Raw genomic sequence first — 18999 nt, forward strand, 5'->3', positions numbered from 1 at the left:
AATAATGGCCGCGAACGCGGCCAAAGGACAGATGCGAAAGGGAAACGCCGGCAGCGACGATCAGCGCGAGATGACGCCGAGCTCCTTGAGGGCTGCGGTCGCGGTGGCGATCTGCGCCGCGGTGGCGCCCGTCGGCCAGATGAGTTCCGACGCGTTCACTTCGGCGTCGCGCACGACTACGGTGCCCGGCCGGTCGGCAAGCGTCACGTCGACGATCGCGAACGAGATGCCAGCGGCGTTCTGCGTGCCGTCGCTTGCGCCGAAGTCGAGCGGTTCGAATACGCCGTCGACCGCCGTCACTTCGATATCGAACTCGTCGCCGACCGCGAAGTCGGTCGCGCCGTCGGCGATCGTGAACTTGATCTGGTTGCTGAACGCCGAGCCGACCGTGGCATTGCCGAGCACGTTGTGCAGGGGGTCTTTCACCTGGAACGTGCCGCCGTTGGTAGCGGCCGTCGTACAGATCGCCGTGTAGACGCCGAGCTGCGCGCCGGCGAGCACCGGCGTCGTCGCATCCATCGTGATCGCGCCGTTGCCGGTGTTGCCGGCCTTGGCCGTCGCGCTCGCGGTGCCGCCCGACTTGAAGCCGAGCACTTCGCCGGCGAGGATTTTCACGCCGCCGGAAAGCGTCGCGATATCGCGCGAGCGGTGGCCGCGCGCTTCGGTGACGAGAAAGCCGCCGTCGTGGCGATTCTCGATGAGGGGAGTCTGAGCCATGATCGATGATCCTGTGAGAGATGACGGGAGCGGGACTTAGCGGCGTGCCTTCGCGAAGGCGCGGTCCCAGCTCGCCGCGACCTCCTGTTGATGCGACCGACCCTGCTCGCCGCCCGCGCCGAGGCTCGGATTGCGGCGCTGGCCGTACGTCGCCTGCGGTGCCGGCGTTTCGTTCAGGACCGCGAGCGCCTGCTTGCGCGTCATCGTGGTCTTGAAGGCGAGGTTCGCAGCGAGCACCGGATTGCGCGCGGCCGCCTTGCTGCCGAAGATCGCCGCGCAGCGTGCGCGCTCCCGGCGACGCGCGCGGGAAGCCGCGCTCTTGCCGCGCATTTCTTCCTCGTCGTCGTCATCGTCCTCGGCTTCCGGATCGTTCTCGTCCTCCTCCGGATCGTCGGCCTTCGCGCGCTTGCCCTTCTTGCCCTGGCCGTTGCCGTCCTCGTTGTCGTCGTCTTCCGGCTCGGGCTCGTCGTCTTCGGCGCGGCTGCCCTTCTTCGCGTTGCCGTCTTCGCGGTCCTGCTGCTCTTCCTCTTCGTCGTCGCCGTCCGCGGCGCGCTTGCCGCGCTTGCCCTTGCCGCTGTCGTCGTCCGGCGGCGGGTTTTCATCGTCCTCGCCGCGGGCTTTGCCCGCGCGCGGTGTGTTGATCTTGGCGAGATGGCCGAACGACAGGCCACGGCCGCCCAGCATGTTTTGCAGCAGGTTGCTCATGGGATAGACCCCTTCAGGATGGATTCAGCCAAGCTCGTCGAGCAGGCTGGCAAGTGCCTCGTCCGGCGCAAGAACCTCGTCGGCGAAACCAACCTCGACGCCGGCGGCGCCGAGAAACGTGCCAGCCTGCGTGTTGCGCACGCGGGCGGCGGAAAGATTGCGATTGCGCGCGACGGTGGCGACGAACAGCTCGCCCATCTCGTCGACGTCGGACTGCACGCGCGCCAGTACGTCTTTCGGCAGCGGCGCGTACTCATTGCCATCGGCCTTGCGCGACCCGTAATGGATCAGCGTCACGCTGATGCCGGCGCTGGTGAGCGCCTGCGAGAAGTCGACGTGCATGCAGATCACGCCGACGCTGCCGGTGCCGCCCGTGCGCGGCACGATGATGCGATCCGCCGCGCTCGCGATCGCATAGGCGGCCGAGTAGGCGGATTCGGTCAGCACGGCCCAGATCGGCTTTGCGCCGCGCGCCCGGTAGATCGCGTCAGTCAGGTCGAAGCAACCCGCTACCTCGCCGCCGGGCGAATCGATGTCGAGCACGATCGCGCGCACGGCGCTGTCTTCCATCGCAAGGCTGAGCAACGCGCGGATGCCGTCGTAACCCGTCATGCCGGAGTACGGCCGCAGCGTGCCGAGTTTCTGCACGAGCGTTCCCTGCACAGGAATGATGGCGATCCCCTCGCAGACCTCGTACGGCTTCCACTGGGCCGGCTCAGCGTCCGCGTCCATGTCTTCGAGGAACGCCTGAGCGCCGCCGCCCGCAAGCTGGATGACATGCCCGTCGGGACGGAAGAACTTCGCAATGCCGAAGCGATCGGCCAGCGCCGCCATGACGATCTCGGCCTTCTGTGGCGCGATGGCGATCGGCACATTGAAGAGCCGCGTCGCGAGATGGGGAAAGTTCGTCATGCTGCCTTCGGTTCCTCGGGAGGTTCATCGGTCCGCGACGCCAATTCCTGGCCGCCCCAGTCCGGCAGCGGAATGTCGCGCCGGCGAAACGCCTCGATCTCGATCTGCCGCTGGTCGAGCATTTCCTCCCAGTCAAAGCCCTGCTCGGCCGCTTCCTGCTCGAGCGTCGTGAGCGCCGCGTCCATCTTCAGGATCGAGCCCTGCGGTTCCTTCACGGGATCGACCCAGCCGCGCGCCGGCCCAAGCCATGAACACGCCGCATAGGCGGTCTCGGCTTCCAGATAGTCGGGCGCGCCGTTCGGCAGCGGCAGTTCGCCGTTCTCCATAACCTCGCGCAGCCACACCGCGTACATCGGCGTCGCCGTGCCGGCCGAGAACTCCAGCCGCCGGCGCACGAGCGTCTTCCAGCTTTCGAGGAGCGCAGCGCGCGCGCTCGAATAGGTGGTACGCGTCCAGTCGCCGGTGATCTGCTCGATCGAGACGCCGAACTGCGTCGCGAGCGCGCCGAGCATCTCGTGCGCGAAGTCGACGAAGCCGCTGTGCGGATGCGCGGCTGTCACCGTCTTGATGTCTTCGCCGGGCGCAAGCGCGGGAATGCGTGCGCCGTTGAACATTGCCGGCCGTTCTTCATTCCAGGTCGAGCGCAGCGACTGGTAGAAGCCCAGTTCGTGATCGTCGCCGAGCGCATCCTGAACTTCCGACGGGTCGTACGGACTCGTCACATAGGTGCCGATCGTCGCCGCCAGCGCCGCGGCCTGCAGCTCGATGCCGTAGTAGCGCGCGAGCATCTTCGCGTGCGCGAGCACCGGCGCGAACGCGCTCATGCCCCGGTTCTGGCCCGCGCGATCGCGCTCGAAATCGTGGATGACACGGCGCCAGCCGTCTTCATCCTCGCGCAGCACGCGCTCCCACTCCATGCTTTCGACGGCGTTGTACCAGTCGTTCTGGTGCGCGCGACGGATGTGATACGCGAGCGGCACGCCGTCGTCGTCGATCTCGACGCCGCCGCGCAGGTGCTTCGTGTCGACCATCTGCATCGGATTCGACAGGCGGTCCGGATCCACGACGAGATAGCTCGTCGCGTACCGCGCAGCGCCCGCGCCGATGCGCTCGGGCATCCAGTAGTTCACGACGAGCGCTTCGCCGTCGACAAGCTTGTGACGCAGCGCGAGACGCAACTGCTGCGAGACGGTCAACTGACGCGTGACGTCGTTGTAGCGGCCGAGGTCGTTCGTGTACATGCGCCAGCGCGCTTCGACCTCGCTGCGAAATTCAGCAGCCCACTTCATGTCGAATGCCGCGCCGCTGAGATAGCGCAGCGCGCGGTAATCCGGCTTTGCCATCAGGCGCAGCGATGCGCCGACGGTGTTGTCGAGGATCCGCGTGATGCCGCCCGACGAGCGACCGTCGTTGCGCACCTGATCGCGCGCCCGCGCGACGATGCGATCGCGGAACTGCGTGATTTCCGCGTCCGGCGAGCGGATCCACGGCAACCACGCGCCCATCTCCTGCGTCTGCCACTCGGCCGCCTGGTACGGGAAGTACCAGCGCCCGACGCCACTGGCAAGCGGCATCCCGTTCGGATACTCGCCGCGCGCCCGGCGCAGCGGCTCGCCGCGCGAGTCGACGATGGTGATCGGTTTGCTCATCAGAAGACCGGCCGGACGAAGCGCCTGCGGTTGATCCGCAGACCGGGATTGAGTGCTGCCTGGAGATCCTGAATCCACAGCCGCAGGCCGGCGAGATCGGCCTGCTGGAACGTGGCGCTGCGCGAGCCGCCACCCTGCGCATACGAGATCGACACGACCTTCCTGCCACTGCGCAGCTCGGCGTAAGCCTTCTGGGCATCAGCGAGCGCCGCCTGCAGCTGCGCGGTCGTCATGCCGTACAGCGGCGAGGAGATGTCGGTAACGGTCATGGCTATCGGAATTTCTGGATCCACGATTTGGGCTTGGCGGCCGCCGTCGGCGCAGGTTCGCGCGCGAGCTGCGTTCGCTGCGCCGGTGCTGGAGGTTGCGGCTCAGCGCGGACTTCGACTTCCGGTTTTGCCACCGTGATCGAGGTGTTCGATTCCCACGGTGCGGCCCATCCCGGCGGCCGCGCCCAGTCGATCGCGGCAAGGCCGTGCAGATGCGCGAGCACGTGCGTCATGACCATCAGGTCAAGCGCTTCATTGCGCCGCCCGCGGCTCACCTTCTCCCACCGCCCGGACTTCGTGCGCGTCTCGGCAGCGAGCTGCTCGAACCACAGATGCGGTTCCTGCTTCGAGCGCAACTCGGACGGGAAATGCACGTACCATTCGCCGGGCTCGCCGCGCTGCAGCTGGCCCGCGAGGTCATCCTTGAACAGGTTCGGGTTGAACTGCGCCTGCGGAACCGCGCCGCGCGCCGCCGCGCGGTTTGCCTGCCGGAACGTATCCGGGTAGGTCACGATGAGCCGCGGCGCGTCGAGCAGCTTCGCGCCTTTCATCGTGATGACGGTCCATGTATCCCGACCGCCGATGCGACCGAGACGACGCACCGGCGTGCGTTCTCTCGCGCGCCAGCGGCGCCATGCCATGTACGCGTGAGCTGTCACGCCCGGCAGCCCGTTCGCGTCGAAGCCGAACGCGCGGACCGGCATACGCCGACCCGATCCGTCCGACAGTGGAAAATCGACCATCAGGAGCGCGAGCAGCGCGTCCCAATCGTCCGCGGAATTGGCCGGATCGCCCGGAAGGCGACCCTGCGCCACGATCCAGCTCTCGCCGTTCACACCCCAGCCGCGCACGAGCCAGTCCCAGTGCGAGATCTGGCAGTCGGCGGCAGCGGTAATGAACCGAACGCCTTCGGGGACAGCGCCGAGCTTCAAATCAGCCTCCGCGCGCTCGGCGACCGCGTTCGCGTCGATCGAACCGACGGCCCGACGCTTCGTGTACGGAAATCCGAACTGCTTGACCGTGACCTGTCTGAGCGTCAGGTCTTCGCCGGTCGAATCGAATTCGCGGTCCGCCTTCGCTTTCGCACGCGCCAGACCGCCGAGGCCGCCAAACACGAACGGCGACATGGCGCCGACGATCCAGAATCCGGCCGTCGTGGAGTATTCGAGCTCGCCGGCGACGCGGCCGTCCTCGTCGATCTCCTGGCCGCGGCCTATCCAGCGGCCGTGCAGGTTCATGCCGTGCCGCTGGTGGTCATGGACGATGCAGCCGTTGACCGGGCAGACGAGATGCGCCTCGCGCTCGATGACGTCGAGCGGCGCGTCCTCGGGATAGCTCAGCGCCATCACCCGTTGCGCGATCGGCACGGGACTGGACCAGGCGCCGCATTCCGGGCACGGCCAGTACCAGACCCTGCGGTCCGAGTCGCCGTAGATCGCCATGATCCCGGCCGCCCAGTCCGTCTCAGGATTGAGGCCTTCGGCGCGGTCCGGGTGGCTCAGCGCGAGCAGCTTCGATTGCCGCCCGTACGTCTGGCGCCGCACGTCGAAAAGCGCGCGGATGTCGCCGATCTTGAGCTGGTAATTGTCGACCTCGTCCGCGACGATGCGCGGCGCCGACTTGTTGATGAGCGTGCTGTCCGTCGCCGAAAGGAATTCGGCCGACATGCCGGCGAAGCGCTTGAAGTGCAGCGAATTGTCGACAGCCCGCTGCCCGACCTTCGATGCCATCGCCTCGTGGGCTTCGATCATCGGGTTGATGCGCGTCTTGACGAACGCCTCGACGCCTGGGTCGGTCTGCATGTACCAGAGCAGGTTCGCCGGATCGACGTCGACCGAATGATGCAGCCAGTTCTGTGCGATCTCGGTCTTTGCGGACTGACCCGGGCCGACGACGGCGATCGTCTGGTACTGCAGATCCGTCAGGCATTCCATCGGCTCGACGACATACGGCACCTTCTCATGCCGCCAGCGACCGACATAGCCGCCACCGGTGTTCGCCAGAAACCTCTTCTGCCGCGCGTGCTCGGCGACCGATACCCGCTCGATCGGCACAAGTGCACCGAGTGCGTCCGCCGCGATGCTCGCAGCCGACGCGTACGGGAAATCAGCCATCGATGGGAGCGTTGAGCAGTCTTCGGAGATCGCGCACCGACGTCTGGCGCAACTCGTCGATGAGTTCACGAATCACGACGCCATGCTCGGCCGGCAGCCGCAGGCGCGAAACGATCGTGTCGCCCAAACCTTCGAGGCCTTTACCGAGCTGAGTCAGCACCGTAGTGAGCGTCAGCCGCACCTCTTCGGCGTCGACGAGCTCGCCGCGCGCGACGCGCAGCTTGTCCTCGAGGAGCGCTGCCTGCGCGGCGTCGCGGCGCTGCCGCTGCGTCAACTCGGCCTGCGTGAGCTTCTCGCCCTCTTCGGCGGCGTCGTCAGTTCGCGGCTTCGGCGGCCGGCCGGGCTTCACCGGATCCGCGGCGCGAGGCAGCAATTTCACGCCAGCGAGATACGACTGGACCGCCGAGACGTCGAACTCCCACTTGGCCCCCCTGCCGCCGCGGCGCCGCACCGGGAAACCGGCGTCCTTCGACAGCCGCAGATCGAGCGTCGGGCGCGACCATCCGATGATTTCGCACAGCTCGGCCTTCCCGACAAAACGGGGCGCCGACTCCTGTTCGTTCGCCATGGCCGGTCACCGTTTCGCAGAAGCGATGGCGCGCGCGAACTGCTCGCTCAGGATCTCATCGAAGCGCGACTTCACGCGCTGCTCGACGATCTGGCCGAACGGCAGACGCTCGACGTAACTCGGGATGCGTACGAAGCGGATCACCGGCTTGATATCCGAGCCGTGCGTGCCCGTCTTGCTATAGATGCCCGCCGGCAGATGCAGGTTGCGGCCGGTGCCTTTCGAGACGAAGTAGGCAACGCCGGCGATTTTCTTGTAGCCCTTCTCGCTGACGACGATGTTGTGCAAACGCTTCCTGCGCTTGTCCGTCATGTTCGCGCGGTAGCCCTGCTCGCCGAACGCCGCCAGGTACGACAGCAGCTGGACGAGAAAACTGCCCGGAATGTTCCCGGAGGCGTCGAGTGGCGCGCCCGCACCCGGGACGGCGTATGTTCCGGAGGGCATCAGGCCGCGCGCCTGCAATGCGCGTTCGAAACGCTTGTGGTGCCGTGGGCCGCCAAGAATTTCCGCCGAAAGCCATTTCTCCGGCGGGATTCCCTTGTTCGGCTCGTCGTCAATCCAGACCGTTGCGCGCAGGCTCTGCTTCGTCGCCTTCCCCACGCGCACGCTGTTGATCGTGCGCGGCACCGGGTTGTCGAAGTCGCTGCGCATCGCGTCCTGAACCGCGCCGCGCGACTCCCACGCCATCGCGTTCAACGACTGCACCGTGGCGAACGGAATCTGTTTGCGGACCCAGTCGTTCAGGCCGCGCTCGAACTCCCGCACGTTCGTCCGGACGGAGATCTCGATCGCAGCCATGGGAATAAAAAACCCGGCAGCGCCGGGAAGCCGACCACCCGCATGGTCGAGAGGAGACGGAAACGAAAAAGCCCCGCTCGGTGCTAACCGGCGGGGCTTTCGTAAGGGACACTTACCACGATTGCGAAAAAGGATAGTCTAACTGCCCCAAACAGTCAACCGCTGAAAGGTTTAACTGTAAGATTTCTCTCCAACCGCAATCAATCCGTCGCGTTCCCACTCTGGGGATAACCGCTGGATCGCCCTATTCTCCAGACTTTCGGCCGTCGTCCGAATGGTCGCCGCAGCCAGCCGTAGCGTCTTCACGCTGATCGAGTATGCTTTGGCGATTTCCTCGTACGACAGACCTTGCCGACGCCAACGCTCGTTCGTTCGGCCATACACGAGCGCTTGAATCGCCTCGATCTCGCCAATGCGCAGCAGCGGCGCGCAGTATTCGGCAAGCCCCTGCACACCCACGCTTTTCTCGCCTTCCGGCCCGGTCCTGACGCCCCATCGTGACCAGACCGCGTAACATTCCGGTCCTGGCAGGACATTGCGGATGCGATCGGTGATCTGCGCACACTGACCGCGGTATTCATCCATCGTCAACGATTCGGCCGGATCGATGTAATCGCTGCTGTGCGCGCCACCCAGGTATTCCAGCATCGCTTCCTGCTTCGTCGTACGACTCGGCAATTCCTCGAGGACGTGTCGCAGCATCTGCGCGAACGCGTTCGGTTGGCGCGCATCGACCGACATCACCAGATACGCAACATGGATGGCCTGCTCGGCCGAATTAAACATGCCTTCCATTCTTCACCTCTGCTATAGCCTCATCGTCATAAAACCTGCACCGCCGCATCTCTTGAATGTCCGTGGATGCTTTCTGCTTACCCCGGCGGCATACGAATTTCCGCGTGCCGAGATAGGCCTGTACCGTGAGCAAAGCGCAGCCGGCGCATGTGCGCTCCTGTTTGCGTTGCAGCACTAAGCACGGATCGTCGGCGTCGCGCCAGTTTCGACTCATGCTTAGTCCCACTCCACACCTTGATGCGCAGCCCATACCTGCACGCGCTGAATAAGATCGGCATACTCGCCGGCCGTGATCTTCCCGCGCGCCGTCGAGCGCCGCGTGCGCCGGATCTTTCCGCTCGCGCTCGTCGTCTCGGTCATGCCCAAGAATTCGAGCACGAGCTTTTCGTGCCACCACGCGACCGGCCGCAGTTCGCCCGTCTCTTCGTCCGGTATCTCGTCGGCGATGCGCGGCAGCATCACGCCGTGCCAGTACGCGCGCTGGCTGTCGGTCGCGTCGTGCTCCTGGGAGCAGATGATCACCATGAGCGGCTTGTCCCGGTCGATGAACGCGCGTGCGTGCGCCTTCACGACTTCGACGACATGGCGCCAGACGCCCGGACCGGTCAGCAGATAGGAGCGGTACAGACGGTCGCTCATATCACCCCCTTTGCATGTAGTCGCACGATTGAACGGATGTGGCCTTCATGCCAAGCTGCAACGACGTCGGCATACGTCATGCCGGCCGGCGGCGGTTGCTGACCGTCATACGCTGCGTCGCACGCCGTGCAAGCGTACGCACCGCAAAGATCGTCGGACTTCAACGCCCCACCTTTGCCCCCGGCGCTGCCGCGGTAGTGACTCCAGATCGTCGCGGCCGTACCGTGCATGCAGATGCCCGGCAAACGAACGAGGCATTCTTCGTCGCGCGCCGACTCGCGAATACGCTTGTTACGATAGGTGAGCGCCTTCGGGATGCCGAGGCCTGAAATTCGCGCCGTCATCGCTTCGCTCCGCGCGCGGCTGCGCAGTGCCGGCACGTAAGAAACGCGCCCGGTTCCATGAGCCGCGCTGTGCGGAATTCGAACCGCTCGTGACCGCATGCTGTCGTGACCGGCGTGATAAGCGTCAACATCCCGTCGAACGAGCAGACTCGCGGGACGTCGCGCGTGAAGTAATGGGCGGCATCGCCGAAGCCGGGCAGTACGGCAAATCCCTCCTTCCAATCGGCGCTAACAGGCGCGCCGCTGTTGATCGGAGCTGGGCGGCCGAGTGCCAAGCGTTCCATTACGCCACCTCCAGGTCATCGCGCACGTCCATCGATTGACGATAGACGCGCCCGTTACCGGTGGTCGGCGCGACGACATGACCTTTTGCTAGCGCGAATGGATCTCGGCCGACGCCGCGGCGCGTGCAACGATGCTTCCATTTTTCGGCAGGGCTGAATGGTTCCGGCATCGGCACGTTTTCGCCAGGTCCGATAGCGTAAATTGCTACCGGCTTACCGCCAGTCGAACGCTTACGCCATCCGATGATGTGAATTGCGCCGTCTGGTCCCGGATTGGCTTTGCGCAGGTGGCCACAAACAGGAGCCATACTCAGACCGGTTCGCTTGATCAACTCCGGTGCAGTGCCAGGATGTTTCTCCAGTTCGGCCTTAATCGTTGGCCATGCATAGGCCACGCGACCGCGTGCCGTCTTCGGTCGGGAGCCAAGTTTGAGCACTTTCTTCGCGTGAGACATGATCGTGCTGTACGAGCGATCACCGAGCGCCTTGATATGGCGCTTGATGCTTTCGCCAGTAGGCCAGATGTCTCGAAGCAACTGTTCCTGCTCTGGCGTCCATGAGCTGTCCATCATCGTCCCTCCATGGCAAGCGCCAGATGCAGAATCGCCAGTGCATCGGCAGTGTCGTCCTCCTCGGCCGCAACCTTGAATCCGCGCCGGCGCGCTTCGGCGATCATCAAATCCTTCTTCGCAGCGCCGTTGCCGGTCCACGACTTCTTCACCTGTCCAACGCCGAGCGGCACGAGGCGCACGCGCTGTACGTCGCACCACGCTTCGAGGTGGGCCACAAAACCGCCGTACACGTGGGCTGCGATCGTATTCGGCTTGTCCTTCGGGCCGTGAGCTTTCACGTCCTCGTAGTAGACGGCGTGCAGTTCGCCCGCAGCGTTATAGTGGTTCGCGAGCATCGCGCGGAACTTGAGCCAACGCTGGCCGGCGCCGTCGCCCTTGCGCGCACTGAGGTTCTTCGTGCCGTAGGTCAGCACGCCACCGCGCGACAAAGCGAATCCACAGTGCGTTCCGAGATCAAGCGCAAGCACATTCACCGTCGGCTCGGCCACCACGGGCGACGGCGTGTCGAATTCGGTCACGAGGTCAGTCATCGCTGAAGCCCCTCGCCTTCGTCGGCGCCGTGCGTGGCGTTGGCACATATCCCATCGCGAGATCCGCGAATTTCGCCTGTTCGTGGATGAATGTCATGTACGCAGTGCCGAGCGCGCCATTGCGTTGCTTGCCGATGATTGCCTCAGCGACGCCCTTGTCCGGCGAGTTCTCGTGATAGACCTCGTCGCGGTACAGGAAGATGATCGTGTCGGCATCTTGCTCGATGGCGCCGGAATCGCGCAGGTCCGACATCATCGGCCGCTTGTTGGGCCGCTGTTCGAGGCCGCGATTCAGTTGCGAGAGTGCGATAACCGGCACGTCGAGCCGTTTGGCAAGTTCCTTCAGGCCGGCAGAGTAGCTGCCGATACGCAGGTCATGGCGCTCATTCGGGCCGCCCGTCATGAGCTGAAGGTAGTCGACGATGATCAGCTTCAGACCGTGCTTGCGCTTCACCGCGCGGCTACGGCTCGCGATCTCCACCAACGACAGGCCCGGCGTGTCATCGATCAGCAGATTCATCTCCGACAGAACCTGAGTCGCATGGGTGAGTTTTGGCCATTCGGAGTCGCTCATACGTGAGCCGTTGCGCAGCATCTGCAGCGCCATGTCGCCCTGCCGCGCGAGCGCGCGCTGGGTAAGTTGCGCGCCTGGCATCTCCAGCGAAAACGCGCATGCGGGCCCGTGCGTCTCCGCGACGTGCTCGCCGATCGCCATCGCAAGGGCAGTCTTTCCCATCGACGGCCGGCCGGCCAGAATGATCAGATCACCGCCGTTGATGCCACCACCTAACTTGAAGTCGAGGTCTCGCAGACCGGTTGAAATCGCCTGCGGCGCCTCTCCGTGGTATTCCTGATCGATGCGTTCGATCACCGGTGTGAGGAATTGACCGATGAACCTCGGTCCTTCAGCGCGACCTTCAGACAACGGTTCAAACTTTTCCTGAGCGAAAGTGATCAGTTCTTCGGCAGTCTTGCCGTTCCGATGGAAAACTTCGGTCTGCACTTCGTCAGCCGCCGAGATCAGCTGCCGCAGCTTCGCGCGGTCGACGACGATTTGCGCGTAGCGATTGATGTTCGCCGCCCCCGGCGTGTTGCCCGTGATGGAATTCAGGTACTTGAGGCCGCCGGTCTGATCGAGTCGCCCTGACGACGACAGGGCTTCGTGGACCGTCATCACGTCCGCCGCGCGATTCGACATGATCAGCTTCGCGAGCGCCTCGAAGATGATGCGGTGCTCGTACCGGTAGAAGTGCTCCGCGCGTAATTCGCCGATCCGGTCAATCGCTTCGTTGTCGAGCATCAATGCACCGAGTACCGACTGCTCCATCTCGATGCTATGCGGCGGCACGCGCAAGTTGTTTTCGTCGAAGGTTTCGGGCACGTTCATGCTGCCTCCCGGTGGTACTTGTTCTCGAGGATCTTCATGCGGCATTCCTTGTGAATTGGCCGCCTTTCACCTTCGTAAATCCATCGCGGCCAATGAGCCAATCGAATCCACAACGCGGCGGGACATCAACGTTCTCAGCGACCCACGGAAAATAGCGCTGCCAGAAATTGGGGTCCTTGCGGCTGAAGGTCAGAAAGTCGTCGATCAAACTCGCGCGGTCTTCGACGAACACGACCAAATCGACGTTGCCGAGCCGCTCGCCCAGTGCGGCGTTGAACGCCTCGATGACGGAAATCTGCCGGGGTGTGTAGTCCACGACCAGTTCGTCCTGCCAGCAAGCCTTGTTGAGCCACACCGAGGCGTGCTTGATGAACCGTTTGACCCTCCACTGCGGCGAGCGCTTCGCTACCTCAAGGCCAGCAAGGATCTGCTCAAACAGGTCATCGTCAGGGTTCAGCTTCGTGAACGCCTTTAGGGCATCCTGCTTGTCCGTTTTACGCGGGTAAGCAGACCAGAAAATATCGAAGCGTTCGCGAAGCGAGCGCGGGAAGGTTTTTGTCTTTTGGTGGTTGTCTTTTGAAGGGTTGTCTTTTGTGGTTACCGATTCGGTAACGGGGGGGGTTACTGATTCGGTAACCCTGGGGTTACCGATTTGGGAACCCCCTTGGGGGGTCTCTAGGGTTACTGATTCGGTAACCCCAGGCATATCCGGAATATCCGGACTAGCGGCCTCTACGGTTACCGATTCGGTAACCCCTTGGGCCTCAGGTTGATCCGCTTTTGGGGTTACTGATTCGGTAACCCCCTTCCACGTTTTGTACCGCTTGTTGATACCGAGACGATGGCCGAATTTGCCCGCTTCGCGCGTCATGATCTGACGATCGACGAGGTCGCGAACTGCGACGCTTACGTGCGCTTTTGCTATGCCAGTCATTTCAGCGATCTGAGACAAACCGATGTCATCCTCTTTCTTGTTGAAGCCATATGTCTTTCTAATCACAGCCATTGCCACGGCCCATTGGCGGGCCGTGAGCCTGGCGGCGATGAGTGCGTCGAGAATCTCGTTCGCGATGCGCGTGAAGCCGTTTTCGAGCTGCGGAGATACGTCTTCCACACTTCAGTCTCGGTTGCGTTCCAGATCGAAGGAGATGTAGTTCCGCAGATACACCAGTGCGTCTCCTGCCATCCAACGGGCCGTGTCAAGCGTTTTTGCCTCGCAAATCCGATGCAACAACTCGGAGACTTCAGCGAGCCTCGGGTTCTGAATTGGGGCGTCTCCGCGCGCCGATTTCAGTCTCAGCAGACGCTCATCAAGCATCTGAGCGGTCGCGGTAGCAGCAGCTTGGGAACGGGGTTTCAAGCGGCACTCCTGTATTTGGCGAGTTCAGCCTCAAGGCGGGCGATCTTTGCGGCCGGCGAATCGATCAACTCCGCGAGCTGGCTCTTGCGCATCTCCGCGTATTGGCTGATGGCCCAGTTCGAGCAGAGATGCTGGAGAACAAGCTCCTGGTCGGTTGTGAGATACCCCTGACCGTTCTTGACCTTCGTCAGGTGTGGCGCGCTGAAGCCGAGGTATTCGGCGATCTCACTCTCGCGGACGCGCCGGATGCGCTTATCGAGGCATAGACGGATGGCGTCCCCGTAGTCGTCGCAACTCTCGACGAGCCCCTCTTCGAGCAGCCGCGGCTTCGGTATCTCCATCAATACCGGGAGCGCCAGCTGCATCAGGTCATTGAAGTTTTTCATCACCGTTAGCCATTGTTGGCCGTTGCATTAACCATTGATGCGCTGCGAAATTAAAGGCGTCCGAAGACGCCACCTAATCGCCATGTACTACTTCGATCGCCCGCTTATCGCAGACGACTTATGCATAAAGAAGCCCAGCCCGCAGGCCGGGCAAACCACGCGCGCGGGGACGCGCGAGGAGACCACCGAGATGCAAGCCGCCATCGTGGGAGAATCAGAGCCTCTGACCTCTCCAATCCACGCACAACGGGGCTCGCATGACCGAAAAAATCGAATACCTCACCCGGCGGATCGAGCAATTGGAAAACGAGAGTCGCGTGCTCGATTTCGTTCTGACCATGCTCATCGGCTATCTCGACGGCGCTCAGGTTCTGAGCGCTCAGGATTTCGTGAATCATCTGGAGACGATGCGGCAGTCGCATCGCTTGCTAAAACGGCGCCCTCTGCTAAGCGAGGAGTGCGACGAACTCCTGCAAGGCTTTCTCGGAGTTCTTGTAGGCATTCCCGGACGGTCTCGCGATACCGATCTTCCCCCGGTGTAGCCGTGTCGCCATCGCGTCGGCGACGGCGCGCCCTGATGCGTTCAATGTCGAAACGCGCCATATCACTCCCCCTCACCAGCAACGTCACCGACTGGCGGCTGCGTATCGTCGGAGGATTTCGCGCGATCGATGAGGTCAGACAAGAAAAGCTCTGGGTGCTTGACCTTTACGTCAGCCGGAATGCCGCGAAACTTCCAGTTGTGAACGCGTTGTGCGCCCCCCTTTTCGGGATAGCCAAGAAGCCTGGCGACTTCCGATGCGCCGCCAAGGCGCTCGATCATCTGCCAGTCCGGGTGCGGAGTAGGGTCGTTGGTGTCCATATCCCCCATTAAACACCATGTTTAGCCATTAAGCAAACACGGCGTGTATCAACAAAGCGTTTACTCGCGAGAGAATCGCAGCATGGAAAAAACGATGCATGAGTCGGCGCGCCGTCTTTTTGAGGCGGCGAGAAAGGTGCGCCCGGAAATCGAGGGCCCTGCCGATCTGGCACGCGCACTCAATCAGAGCGAGCAGGTGATCAACAACTGGTCACGCAGGAAAACGGGTGTCTCGAAGGAGGGAAGACTGCTTGCCCAGAAATTGCTCGGGGTCAGTGCTACATGGATCGAAGATGGGACCGGATCAATGTTGGCGGCCGAAGGGCATATTTCGGGTCAACATGGTGTGTCGGACAAAGGTCAACGAGACGATCTGATCTCCCGTTTGCTGCCCGCCGAGAAGGGTAACGTCGTGGCTTGGGAGCGGCCAGAAGATCTCGAGCCCGATGAAAACCGGGTATGGATCGACCGCTACGACTATCATTTTTCGGCGGGGACGGGGTTGATCCAATGGGAAATCAGGCAGAAGAAGGCCCTGCCGTTCGATATAGGGTTCTTCAAGTCACTCGGCTCGAAGCCTAAAGATTGCAAGTTGCTTACCGTGCGAGGCGACAGCATGGAGCCATTTCTGTTTAATCGCGACATGATGATGGTCGATTCGAGCAGGGTGAATGTGCGCGACGGGCAGGTATATGCGATCTATTTCGAGGATGAGCCCTTGGTGAAGCAGATATTCAAGCAGGTTGGCGGCGGCATCGTGCTGCACTCATACAACGCCAAGTATCCCGACCGCTTGGTACCGCCGGCAAGCATGGAGCTGATCAAGATCATCGGCGAGGTGATCTATCGGTCTGGCTCGGCAATGGCCGGCGGAAATTAACCGTGGACCGATGGCCGAAGGATACAAGTCGACTGTCTTTACGAAGGCGCTGCGGTAGCATGCCCGGCTCGTCAGATGTTGGATAAAACGACGGCGTCGGATGCTTCTAGTGCCCCGTCGTTGGTATCGAGTAGGGGCTCCTGCTCCGCGATGCCACCTGGCGTGCGCATGCATGTGATCTCGTCAAGCCACGGTGCCACACAATTCAAGTTCTCGAATTTCCCCAGTGCGGAGTCATGTGAATAACGGTAAACACCGTCGCTAACTGACGTTCCTCTCGTCCGTCTGAAGCCCGCCATGAGCGGGCTTTTTTTCGTCCCGGCATTCCTGCCTAAACAAAAAAATAAACATGGTGTTTGACTTCTTCATAAACGTGGTGTTTAATGAAGTCCAGAGCAGCACACAACACCGCGCGGGAGCGAGCCATGTCAAAGCTGAAAGTCCGGCCCAACGATTTCGCCATGTGGCTGGGCGCGCGCCTGCTCGCTGAATCGAACATCGACGGGGAGCAACCGTGCAACGCGCCCGAAACGACAATGACCTCCTCCGCGCCGCGCGGCCCGCGCTCGTTCGCGTCCGGATTGCGGTTTGCCTTGGTGTCGTCGCATGCGGGCTCGCGTACGGCTGGCTCTTCGCGCAATAGCTGACCGCCATGAAGCACTTCGAATCTAGGCGGCACTGGGAAATCGTTCTCCTCGCCACGAAGATGCTCGAGCTCGTATGCGTGAACCCGTGCGAGCCGAATCCGCTTCGCCGTGTCTGGAAGATCGCTCGAGAAACGGATTACTCGCGCATTTGCCTTCAGTAGCTGGAGGGCCCCATGCATCCGATCCTGTACGTAATCGCGGCATTTGGCCTTGTGTTTTCTTGGGCACTCGGTTGGGCCTGCGGTCGATCGACTGCACCGAATGCTCGATCAAGGATCGGTGACTGAGTTTTCGCATGCCGGACGTAGTGACGAACGTCGCGAAATCGAAACGGTTAGCGCCCTTCGGCAAGGCGGCATTCCAATCCACCCGAGAGGCAGACGACATGAACACCGCAACGCCCCTGCAGATCGACCTGAAGGAAGTCGAATCTTCGCAGATCCACTCGATCGGCTACGACGCTGCATCGAAGACGCTCGCTATCCGCTTCCGCAACCGTTCGACCGGTGCGCCGACGACGCTCTACCACTACGCGAACGTCACGCCGGAGGACTTCGTCGCGTTCGACGAAGCCGAGTCGAAGGGCTCGCACTTCGGCAAGCACATCAAGCCGTACGACGTGAAGTTCCCGTTCCAGAAGATCAACGAGAGCGCTACGGCATGAGCCGGCGTGCCGGCGCGGCCGGCACCTTCAGTGAATGGTTTTGTGCGGCGTGGAAAGACGGAGACACGCGCGGAAGGGAACCCCTCTGCGGGGCCTGAGTTGAGAGCCGGTAACGATCCGCGAGAACGCGGGGGACCCGGAGCCGCGGCAGGACAACTCTGCCAGAAGCCGGGTAGCGTCCGGCCACAGAACCATTCACTGAGGGCAAGTTCCCTGTTTAGTTTGGAGTACGTGATGGACGATTCGAATTCGAGCGAACAAAAATCAAGGCCGGCAGCCGGCTCGTGGCATGCCGAGTATTGGAGTTGCCATGCCAAGACTACCGTTCTCACGATCGATCCTACCGCAAATGTCACTGGGAAGCGTGTTATCGCCGAGTGCGACACCGAAGAAGACGCACGCCTCATCGCTGCTGCGCCGGATCTTCTCGCACTGCTCATCGAGCTTGTCGACATCGAGGGTCCGCTCCCCGGTAATGCCCAATGGAACGGGAAGGTCCGTGATGCTATCGCCATGGCAACGGGTGAATGATGGCCATCCCAACCAACAGGCACCTGGAATACGTGTCCGCGCTCTATGGCGTGCTCGTCGGCGCCAGTGCGACCCTAATCGCGGTTCTCAGCCTGTACGTCTATTTCGGAGCACCCACATGTCCCTGATCAATATCGATCTTCGCCACGTGCGCACTGGAGTGCGACTGACGCACGCGGAAATTGCCGAGGCCGCATACCTGGCGCTTTGCATCCGGACTGCGAACCGCCAGCGCGCCGCAAAAGAAGCGCTGAACCGGCGAGGCATCACGCCGCGCACTCCCATCGGCACCGGTTACGTGCCGCCGGCCGTCGCACGCGTCTTCACCCATTCGAACGTGCGGGGACTGGCGTGATGCGCCGATTCGCAAAGTGGGCGGACCGCAACCCGCTTCTGGCCGTCTGGCTCGGGCTGATCGCATGCCTCGCGCTGGTGCTTTTCGCGCACGCAATGCTCGACACAGTTCCACAGTCGTCGCGCGTTTCCGTATCCACGTCCAGCGCTACCTGAATCACCATGGAACAAGTGATGAACTCCGCCACGTTCGCCGACGTCGTCGACGTCGAAGCTGCCGAAGCTCCCGCAGTATCGGTACCGGCGCTGAATGCCAGCCGCACTGCGATTGCTGTCGCCACGCCGGCCGATTTACTCCGAATCGCAGTCGAGAACGGTGCCGATCTCGATCGCCTCGAAAAGTTGATGCAACTGCAGGAGCGCTGGGAAGCGCACGAGGCACGCAAGGCGTTCGTTACGGCCATGGCTGCCTTCAAGCGCGAACCGATCGAAATCTACAAGCGCAAGCAGGTCGGCTACAAGACGAAGGAAGGTGACTTCGTCGGCTACAAGCACGCTGAACTGTCGGACGTGACAGACGCGATTGCGCCAGTCATGGCGCGGCACGGCCTCAGCTTCGACTGGGATATCCACCAGGCAAGCGGCTCGATTACCGTCGACTGCATCGTCACGCATGTGCTCGGCCATTCGAAGAAAGTCACGATGACCGGCGCGCCCGACACCAGCGGGAAGAAGAACCTGATCCAGCAGGCGGCGAGCACGATCACCTATCTCCAGCGCTACACGCTGCTCGCGGTGACCGGGATGTCAACGAAGGATGAGGACGACGACGGCGCCGGCGGTGCCGATGAGCAGTCGGAAGATACCGCGCAGGCACAACGTGCCAACGAGCGCCCGGCCGCGCGCGCAGCGCAGTCTCAATCCGCCCCCTATGACCAGAAAAAATTCGACGCGAACAAGGACCAGTGGCGCGAATTCGTGAAGTCCGGCCGCAAGACGCCGGCGCAAATGATCAAGTTCATCGAATCGAAGGGCGCGAAGCTCACGGAAGATCAGCAATTGACGATTGATAGCTGGGCGCACGAGGACTGA

26 protein-coding genes are annotated in these 18999 nt (G+C 62.6%); 7 read left to right on the forward strand and 19 right to left on the reverse strand.

Annotation, left to right across the window (positions count from 1 at the left end):
• Positions 1 to 60 precede the first annotated feature (60 nt).
• The 18 genes from BLV92_RS11925 to BLV92_RS11995 all read right to left on the reverse strand — a co-directional run bounded on the left by BLV92_RS11925 (position 61) and on the right by BLV92_RS11995 (position 14029).
• The gene (locus BLV92_RS11925) at positions 61 to 717 is read right to left on the reverse strand and encodes a head decoration protein (RefSeq protein ID WP_090545115.1); all 657 of its coding nucleotides are present in this window, start codon (positions 715 to 717) and stop codon (positions 61 to 63) included.
• 36 nt (positions 718 to 753) lie between these two features.
• On the reverse strand, positions 754 to 1422 hold the full coding sequence (locus BLV92_RS11930) for a hypothetical protein (protein ID WP_090545117.1): 669 nt from the start codon (positions 1420 to 1422) through the stop codon (positions 754 to 756).
• A gap of 24 nt (positions 1423 to 1446) precedes the next feature.
• Positions 1447 to 2334, reverse strand: coding sequence for a S49 family peptidase (locus BLV92_RS11935; protein ID WP_090545120.1), 888 nt, complete (start codon positions 2332 to 2334; stop codon positions 1447 to 1449).
• A complete protein-coding gene (locus BLV92_RS11940) occupies positions 2331 to 3983 on the reverse strand; it encodes a phage portal protein (RefSeq protein ID WP_090545122.1) in 1653 nt (550 codons plus the stop codon). Before BLV92_RS11940 ends, BLV92_RS11935 begins: the two co-directional genes overlap by 4 nt.
• A complete protein-coding gene (gpW, locus tag BLV92_RS11945; RefSeq protein WP_090545124.1) occupies positions 3983 to 4252 on the reverse strand; it encodes a gpW family head-tail joining protein in 270 nt (89 codons plus the stop codon). The genes BLV92_RS11940 and gpW overlap by 1 nt, the downstream gene beginning before the upstream one ends.
• 2 nt (positions 4253 to 4254) lie before the next feature.
• Positions 4255 to 6366 (reverse strand): terminase gpA endonuclease subunit, encoded by a 2112-nt coding sequence (locus BLV92_RS11950; RefSeq protein ID WP_090545134.1) that lies wholly within the window; start codon positions 6364 to 6366, stop codon positions 4255 to 4257.
• Entirely contained in the window at positions 6359 to 6934 is a 576-nt protein-coding gene (locus tag BLV92_RS11955; protein WP_090545136.1) for a terminase small subunit, read from the reverse strand. The genes BLV92_RS11950 and BLV92_RS11955 overlap by 8 nt, the downstream gene beginning before the upstream one ends.
• 6 nt (positions 6935 to 6940) lie before the next feature.
• On the reverse strand, positions 6941 to 7732 hold the full coding sequence (locus BLV92_RS11960; RefSeq protein ID WP_090545138.1) for a hypothetical protein: 792 nt from the start codon (positions 7730 to 7732) through the stop codon (positions 6941 to 6943).
• Positions 7733 to 7903: 171 nt separating this feature from the next.
• A complete protein-coding gene (locus BLV92_RS11965; RefSeq protein WP_090730093.1) occupies positions 7904 to 8527 on the reverse strand; it encodes a hypothetical protein in 624 nt (207 codons plus the stop codon).
• 216 nt (positions 8528 to 8743) lie between these two features.
• Positions 8744 to 9166, reverse strand: a complete 423-nt coding sequence (locus tag BLV92_RS11970; protein ID WP_090545142.1) for a hypothetical protein — start codon at positions 9164 to 9166, stop codon at positions 8744 to 8746.
• A complete protein-coding gene (locus BLV92_RS11975; protein ID WP_167627030.1) occupies positions 9163 to 9510 on the reverse strand; it encodes a nuclease domain-containing protein in 348 nt (115 codons plus the stop codon). The genes BLV92_RS11970 and BLV92_RS11975 overlap by 4 nt, the downstream gene beginning before the upstream one ends.
• Positions 9507 to 9794 carry a hypothetical protein gene (locus BLV92_RS32025; protein ID WP_167627032.1) on the reverse strand — a complete coding sequence of 96 codons (288 nt, stop codon included), beginning with the start codon at positions 9792 to 9794 and terminating at the stop codon, positions 9507 to 9509. The genes BLV92_RS11975 and BLV92_RS32025 overlap by 4 nt, the downstream gene beginning before the upstream one ends.
• Entirely contained in the window at positions 9794 to 10366 is a 573-nt protein-coding gene (locus BLV92_RS31510) for a hypothetical protein (RefSeq protein ID WP_143040674.1), read from the reverse strand. Before BLV92_RS31510 ends, BLV92_RS32025 begins: the two co-directional genes overlap by 1 nt.
• On the reverse strand, positions 10363 to 10896 hold the full coding sequence (locus BLV92_RS11980; RefSeq protein WP_090545146.1) for a polynucleotidyl transferase: 534 nt from the start codon (positions 10894 to 10896) through the stop codon (positions 10363 to 10365). The genes BLV92_RS31510 and BLV92_RS11980 overlap by 4 nt, the downstream gene beginning before the upstream one ends.
• Complete coding sequence (dnaB, locus tag BLV92_RS11985; protein ID WP_090545148.1) at positions 10889 to 12283, reverse strand: replicative DNA helicase; 1395 nt, start codon at positions 12281 to 12283, stop codon at positions 10889 to 10891. The genes BLV92_RS11980 and dnaB overlap by 8 nt, the downstream gene beginning before the upstream one ends.
• 34 nt (positions 12284 to 12317) lie before the next feature.
• Complete coding sequence (locus BLV92_RS11990; RefSeq protein ID WP_090545150.1) at positions 12318 to 13397, reverse strand: replication protein; 1080 nt, start codon at positions 13395 to 13397, stop codon at positions 12318 to 12320.
• A gap of 3 nt (positions 13398 to 13400) precedes the next feature.
• A complete protein-coding gene (locus BLV92_RS31515; protein WP_143040675.1) occupies positions 13401 to 13643 on the reverse strand; it encodes a hypothetical protein in 243 nt (80 codons plus the stop codon).
• On the reverse strand, positions 13640 to 14029 hold the full coding sequence (locus BLV92_RS11995) for a hypothetical protein (RefSeq protein WP_090545152.1): 390 nt from the start codon (positions 14027 to 14029) through the stop codon (positions 13640 to 13642). The genes BLV92_RS31515 and BLV92_RS11995 overlap by 4 nt, the downstream gene beginning before the upstream one ends.
• A gap of 257 nt (positions 14030 to 14286) precedes the next feature.
• Between BLV92_RS11995 and BLV92_RS12000 the strand changes: the two genes are divergently transcribed.
• On the forward strand, positions 14287 to 14571 hold the full coding sequence (locus BLV92_RS12000) for a hypothetical protein (RefSeq protein ID WP_090545154.1): 285 nt from the start codon (positions 14287 to 14289) through the stop codon (positions 14569 to 14571).
• 62 nt (positions 14572 to 14633) lie between these two features.
• Here BLV92_RS12000 and BLV92_RS12005 read toward each other — a convergent pair whose 3' ends face one another.
• Entirely contained in the window at positions 14634 to 14891 is a 258-nt protein-coding gene (locus BLV92_RS12005; protein ID WP_090547026.1) for a hypothetical protein, read from the reverse strand.
• Between the two features lie 82 nt (positions 14892 to 14973).
• On the opposite strand from BLV92_RS12005, the gene BLV92_RS12010 reads away from it, so the two are divergent.
• The 6 genes from BLV92_RS12010 to BLV92_RS12035 all read left to right on the forward strand — a co-directional run bounded on the left by BLV92_RS12010 (position 14974) and on the right by BLV92_RS12035 (position 18999).
• Positions 14974 to 15771, forward strand: a complete 798-nt coding sequence (locus tag BLV92_RS12010; RefSeq protein ID WP_244283787.1) for a S24 family peptidase — start codon at positions 14974 to 14976, stop codon at positions 15769 to 15771.
• Positions 15772 to 16196: 425 nt separating this feature from the next.
• Entirely contained in the window at positions 16197 to 16418 is a 222-nt protein-coding gene (locus tag BLV92_RS31520; protein WP_143040676.1) for a hypothetical protein, read from the forward strand.
• A gap of 385 nt (positions 16419 to 16803) precedes the next feature.
• Positions 16804 to 17082 carry a KTSC domain-containing protein gene (locus tag BLV92_RS12020; RefSeq protein WP_090545159.1) on the forward strand — a complete coding sequence of 93 codons (279 nt, stop codon included), beginning with the start codon at positions 16804 to 16806 and terminating at the stop codon, positions 17080 to 17082.
• 234 nt (positions 17083 to 17316) lie between these two features.
• Positions 17317 to 17613 carry a hypothetical protein gene (locus tag BLV92_RS12025; protein WP_090545161.1) on the forward strand — a complete coding sequence of 99 codons (297 nt, stop codon included), beginning with the start codon at positions 17317 to 17319 and terminating at the stop codon, positions 17611 to 17613.
• A gap of 118 nt (positions 17614 to 17731) precedes the next feature.
• The gene (locus tag BLV92_RS12030; RefSeq protein ID WP_143040677.1) at positions 17732 to 17968 is read left to right on the forward strand and encodes a hypothetical protein; all 237 of its coding nucleotides are present in this window, start codon (positions 17732 to 17734) and stop codon (positions 17966 to 17968) included.
• 173 nt (positions 17969 to 18141) lie between these two features.
• Positions 18142 to 18999, forward strand: a complete 858-nt coding sequence (locus tag BLV92_RS12035) for an ERF family protein (protein ID WP_090545165.1) — start codon at positions 18142 to 18144, stop codon at positions 18997 to 18999.

Origin of the sequence: Paraburkholderia caballeronis, from assembly GCF_900104845.1 — a bacterium.
GTDB lineage: Bacteria > Pseudomonadota > Gammaproteobacteria > Burkholderiales > Burkholderiaceae > Paraburkholderia > Paraburkholderia caballeronis.

What these genes read in the sequence shown, in the direction of transcription:
- BLV92_RS12035 (WP_090545165.1), top strand. Translation starts at nt 18,142, where the DNA reads ATGAACTCCGCCACGTTCGCCGACGTCGTCGACGTCGAAGCTGCCGAA.
- BLV92_RS31510 (WP_143040674.1), bottom strand. Translation starts at nt 10,366, where the DNA reads ATGATGGACAGCTCATGGACGCCAGAGCAGGAACAGTTGCTTCGAGAC.
- BLV92_RS12000 (WP_090545154.1), top strand. Translation starts at nt 14,287, where the DNA reads ATGACCGAAAAAATCGAATACCTCACCCGGCGGATCGAGCAATTGGAA.
- BLV92_RS11970 (WP_090545142.1), bottom strand. Translation starts at nt 9,166, where the DNA reads ATGAGCGACCGTCTGTACCGCTCCTATCTGCTGACCGGTCCGGGCGTC.
- BLV92_RS11935 (WP_090545120.1), bottom strand. Translation starts at nt 2,334, where the DNA reads ATGACGAACTTTCCCCATCTCGCGACGCGGCTCTTCAATGTGCCGATC.
- BLV92_RS11960 (WP_090545138.1), bottom strand. Translation starts at nt 7,732, where the DNA reads ATGGCTGCGATCGAGATCTCCGTCCGGACGAACGTGCGGGAGTTCGAG.
- BLV92_RS11950 (WP_090545134.1), bottom strand. Translation starts at nt 6,366, where the DNA reads ATGGCTGATTTCCCGTACGCGTCGGCTGCGAGCATCGCGGCGGACGCA.
- BLV92_RS12010 (WP_244283787.1), top strand. Translation starts at nt 14,974, where the DNA reads ATGGAAAAAACGATGCATGAGTCGGCGCGCCGTCTTTTTGAGGCGGCG.
- BLV92_RS12005 (WP_090547026.1), bottom strand. Translation starts at nt 14,891, where the DNA reads ATGGACACCAACGACCCTACTCCGCACCCGGACTGGCAGATGATCGAG.
- BLV92_RS12025 (WP_090545161.1), top strand. Translation starts at nt 17,317, where the DNA reads ATGGACGATTCGAATTCGAGCGAACAAAAATCAAGGCCGGCAGCCGGC.
- BLV92_RS31520 (WP_143040676.1), top strand. Translation starts at nt 16,197, where the DNA reads ATGTCAAAGCTGAAAGTCCGGCCCAACGATTTCGCCATGTGGCTGGGC.
- gpW (WP_090545124.1), bottom strand. Translation starts at nt 4,252, where the DNA reads ATGACCGTTACCGACATCTCCTCGCCGCTGTACGGCATGACGACCGCG.
- BLV92_RS11930 (WP_090545117.1), bottom strand. Translation starts at nt 1,422, where the DNA reads ATGAGCAACCTGCTGCAAAACATGCTGGGCGGCCGTGGCCTGTCGTTC.
- BLV92_RS32025 (WP_167627032.1), bottom strand. Translation starts at nt 9,794, where the DNA reads ATGGAACGCTTGGCACTCGGCCGCCCAGCTCCGATCAACAGCGGCGCG.
- BLV92_RS11925 (WP_090545115.1), bottom strand. Translation starts at nt 717, where the DNA reads ATGGCTCAGACTCCCCTCATCGAGAATCGCCACGACGGCGGCTTTCTC.
- BLV92_RS12020 (WP_090545159.1), top strand. Translation starts at nt 16,804, where the DNA reads ATGAACACCGCAACGCCCCTGCAGATCGACCTGAAGGAAGTCGAATCT.
- BLV92_RS11940 (WP_090545122.1), bottom strand. Translation starts at nt 3,983, where the DNA reads ATGAGCAAACCGATCACCATCGTCGACTCGCGCGGCGAGCCGCTGCGC.
- BLV92_RS11995 (WP_090545152.1), bottom strand. Translation starts at nt 14,029, where the DNA reads ATGAAAAACTTCAATGACCTGATGCAGCTGGCGCTCCCGGTATTGATG.
- BLV92_RS12030 (WP_143040677.1), top strand. Translation starts at nt 17,732, where the DNA reads ATGTCCCTGATCAATATCGATCTTCGCCACGTGCGCACTGGAGTGCGA.
- dnaB (WP_090545148.1), bottom strand. Translation starts at nt 12,283, where the DNA reads ATGAACGTGCCCGAAACCTTCGACGAAAACAACTTGCGCGTGCCGCCG.
- BLV92_RS11955 (WP_090545136.1), bottom strand. Translation starts at nt 6,934, where the DNA reads ATGGCGAACGAACAGGAGTCGGCGCCCCGTTTTGTCGGGAAGGCCGAG.
- BLV92_RS11975 (WP_167627030.1), bottom strand. Translation starts at nt 9,510, where the DNA reads ATGACGGCGCGAATTTCAGGCCTCGGCATCCCGAAGGCGCTCACCTAT.
- BLV92_RS11980 (WP_090545146.1), bottom strand. Translation starts at nt 10,896, where the DNA reads ATGACTGACCTCGTGACCGAATTCGACACGCCGTCGCCCGTGGTGGCC.
- BLV92_RS11965 (WP_090730093.1), bottom strand. Translation starts at nt 8,527, where the DNA reads ATGGAAGGCATGTTTAATTCGGCCGAGCAGGCCATCCATGTTGCGTAT.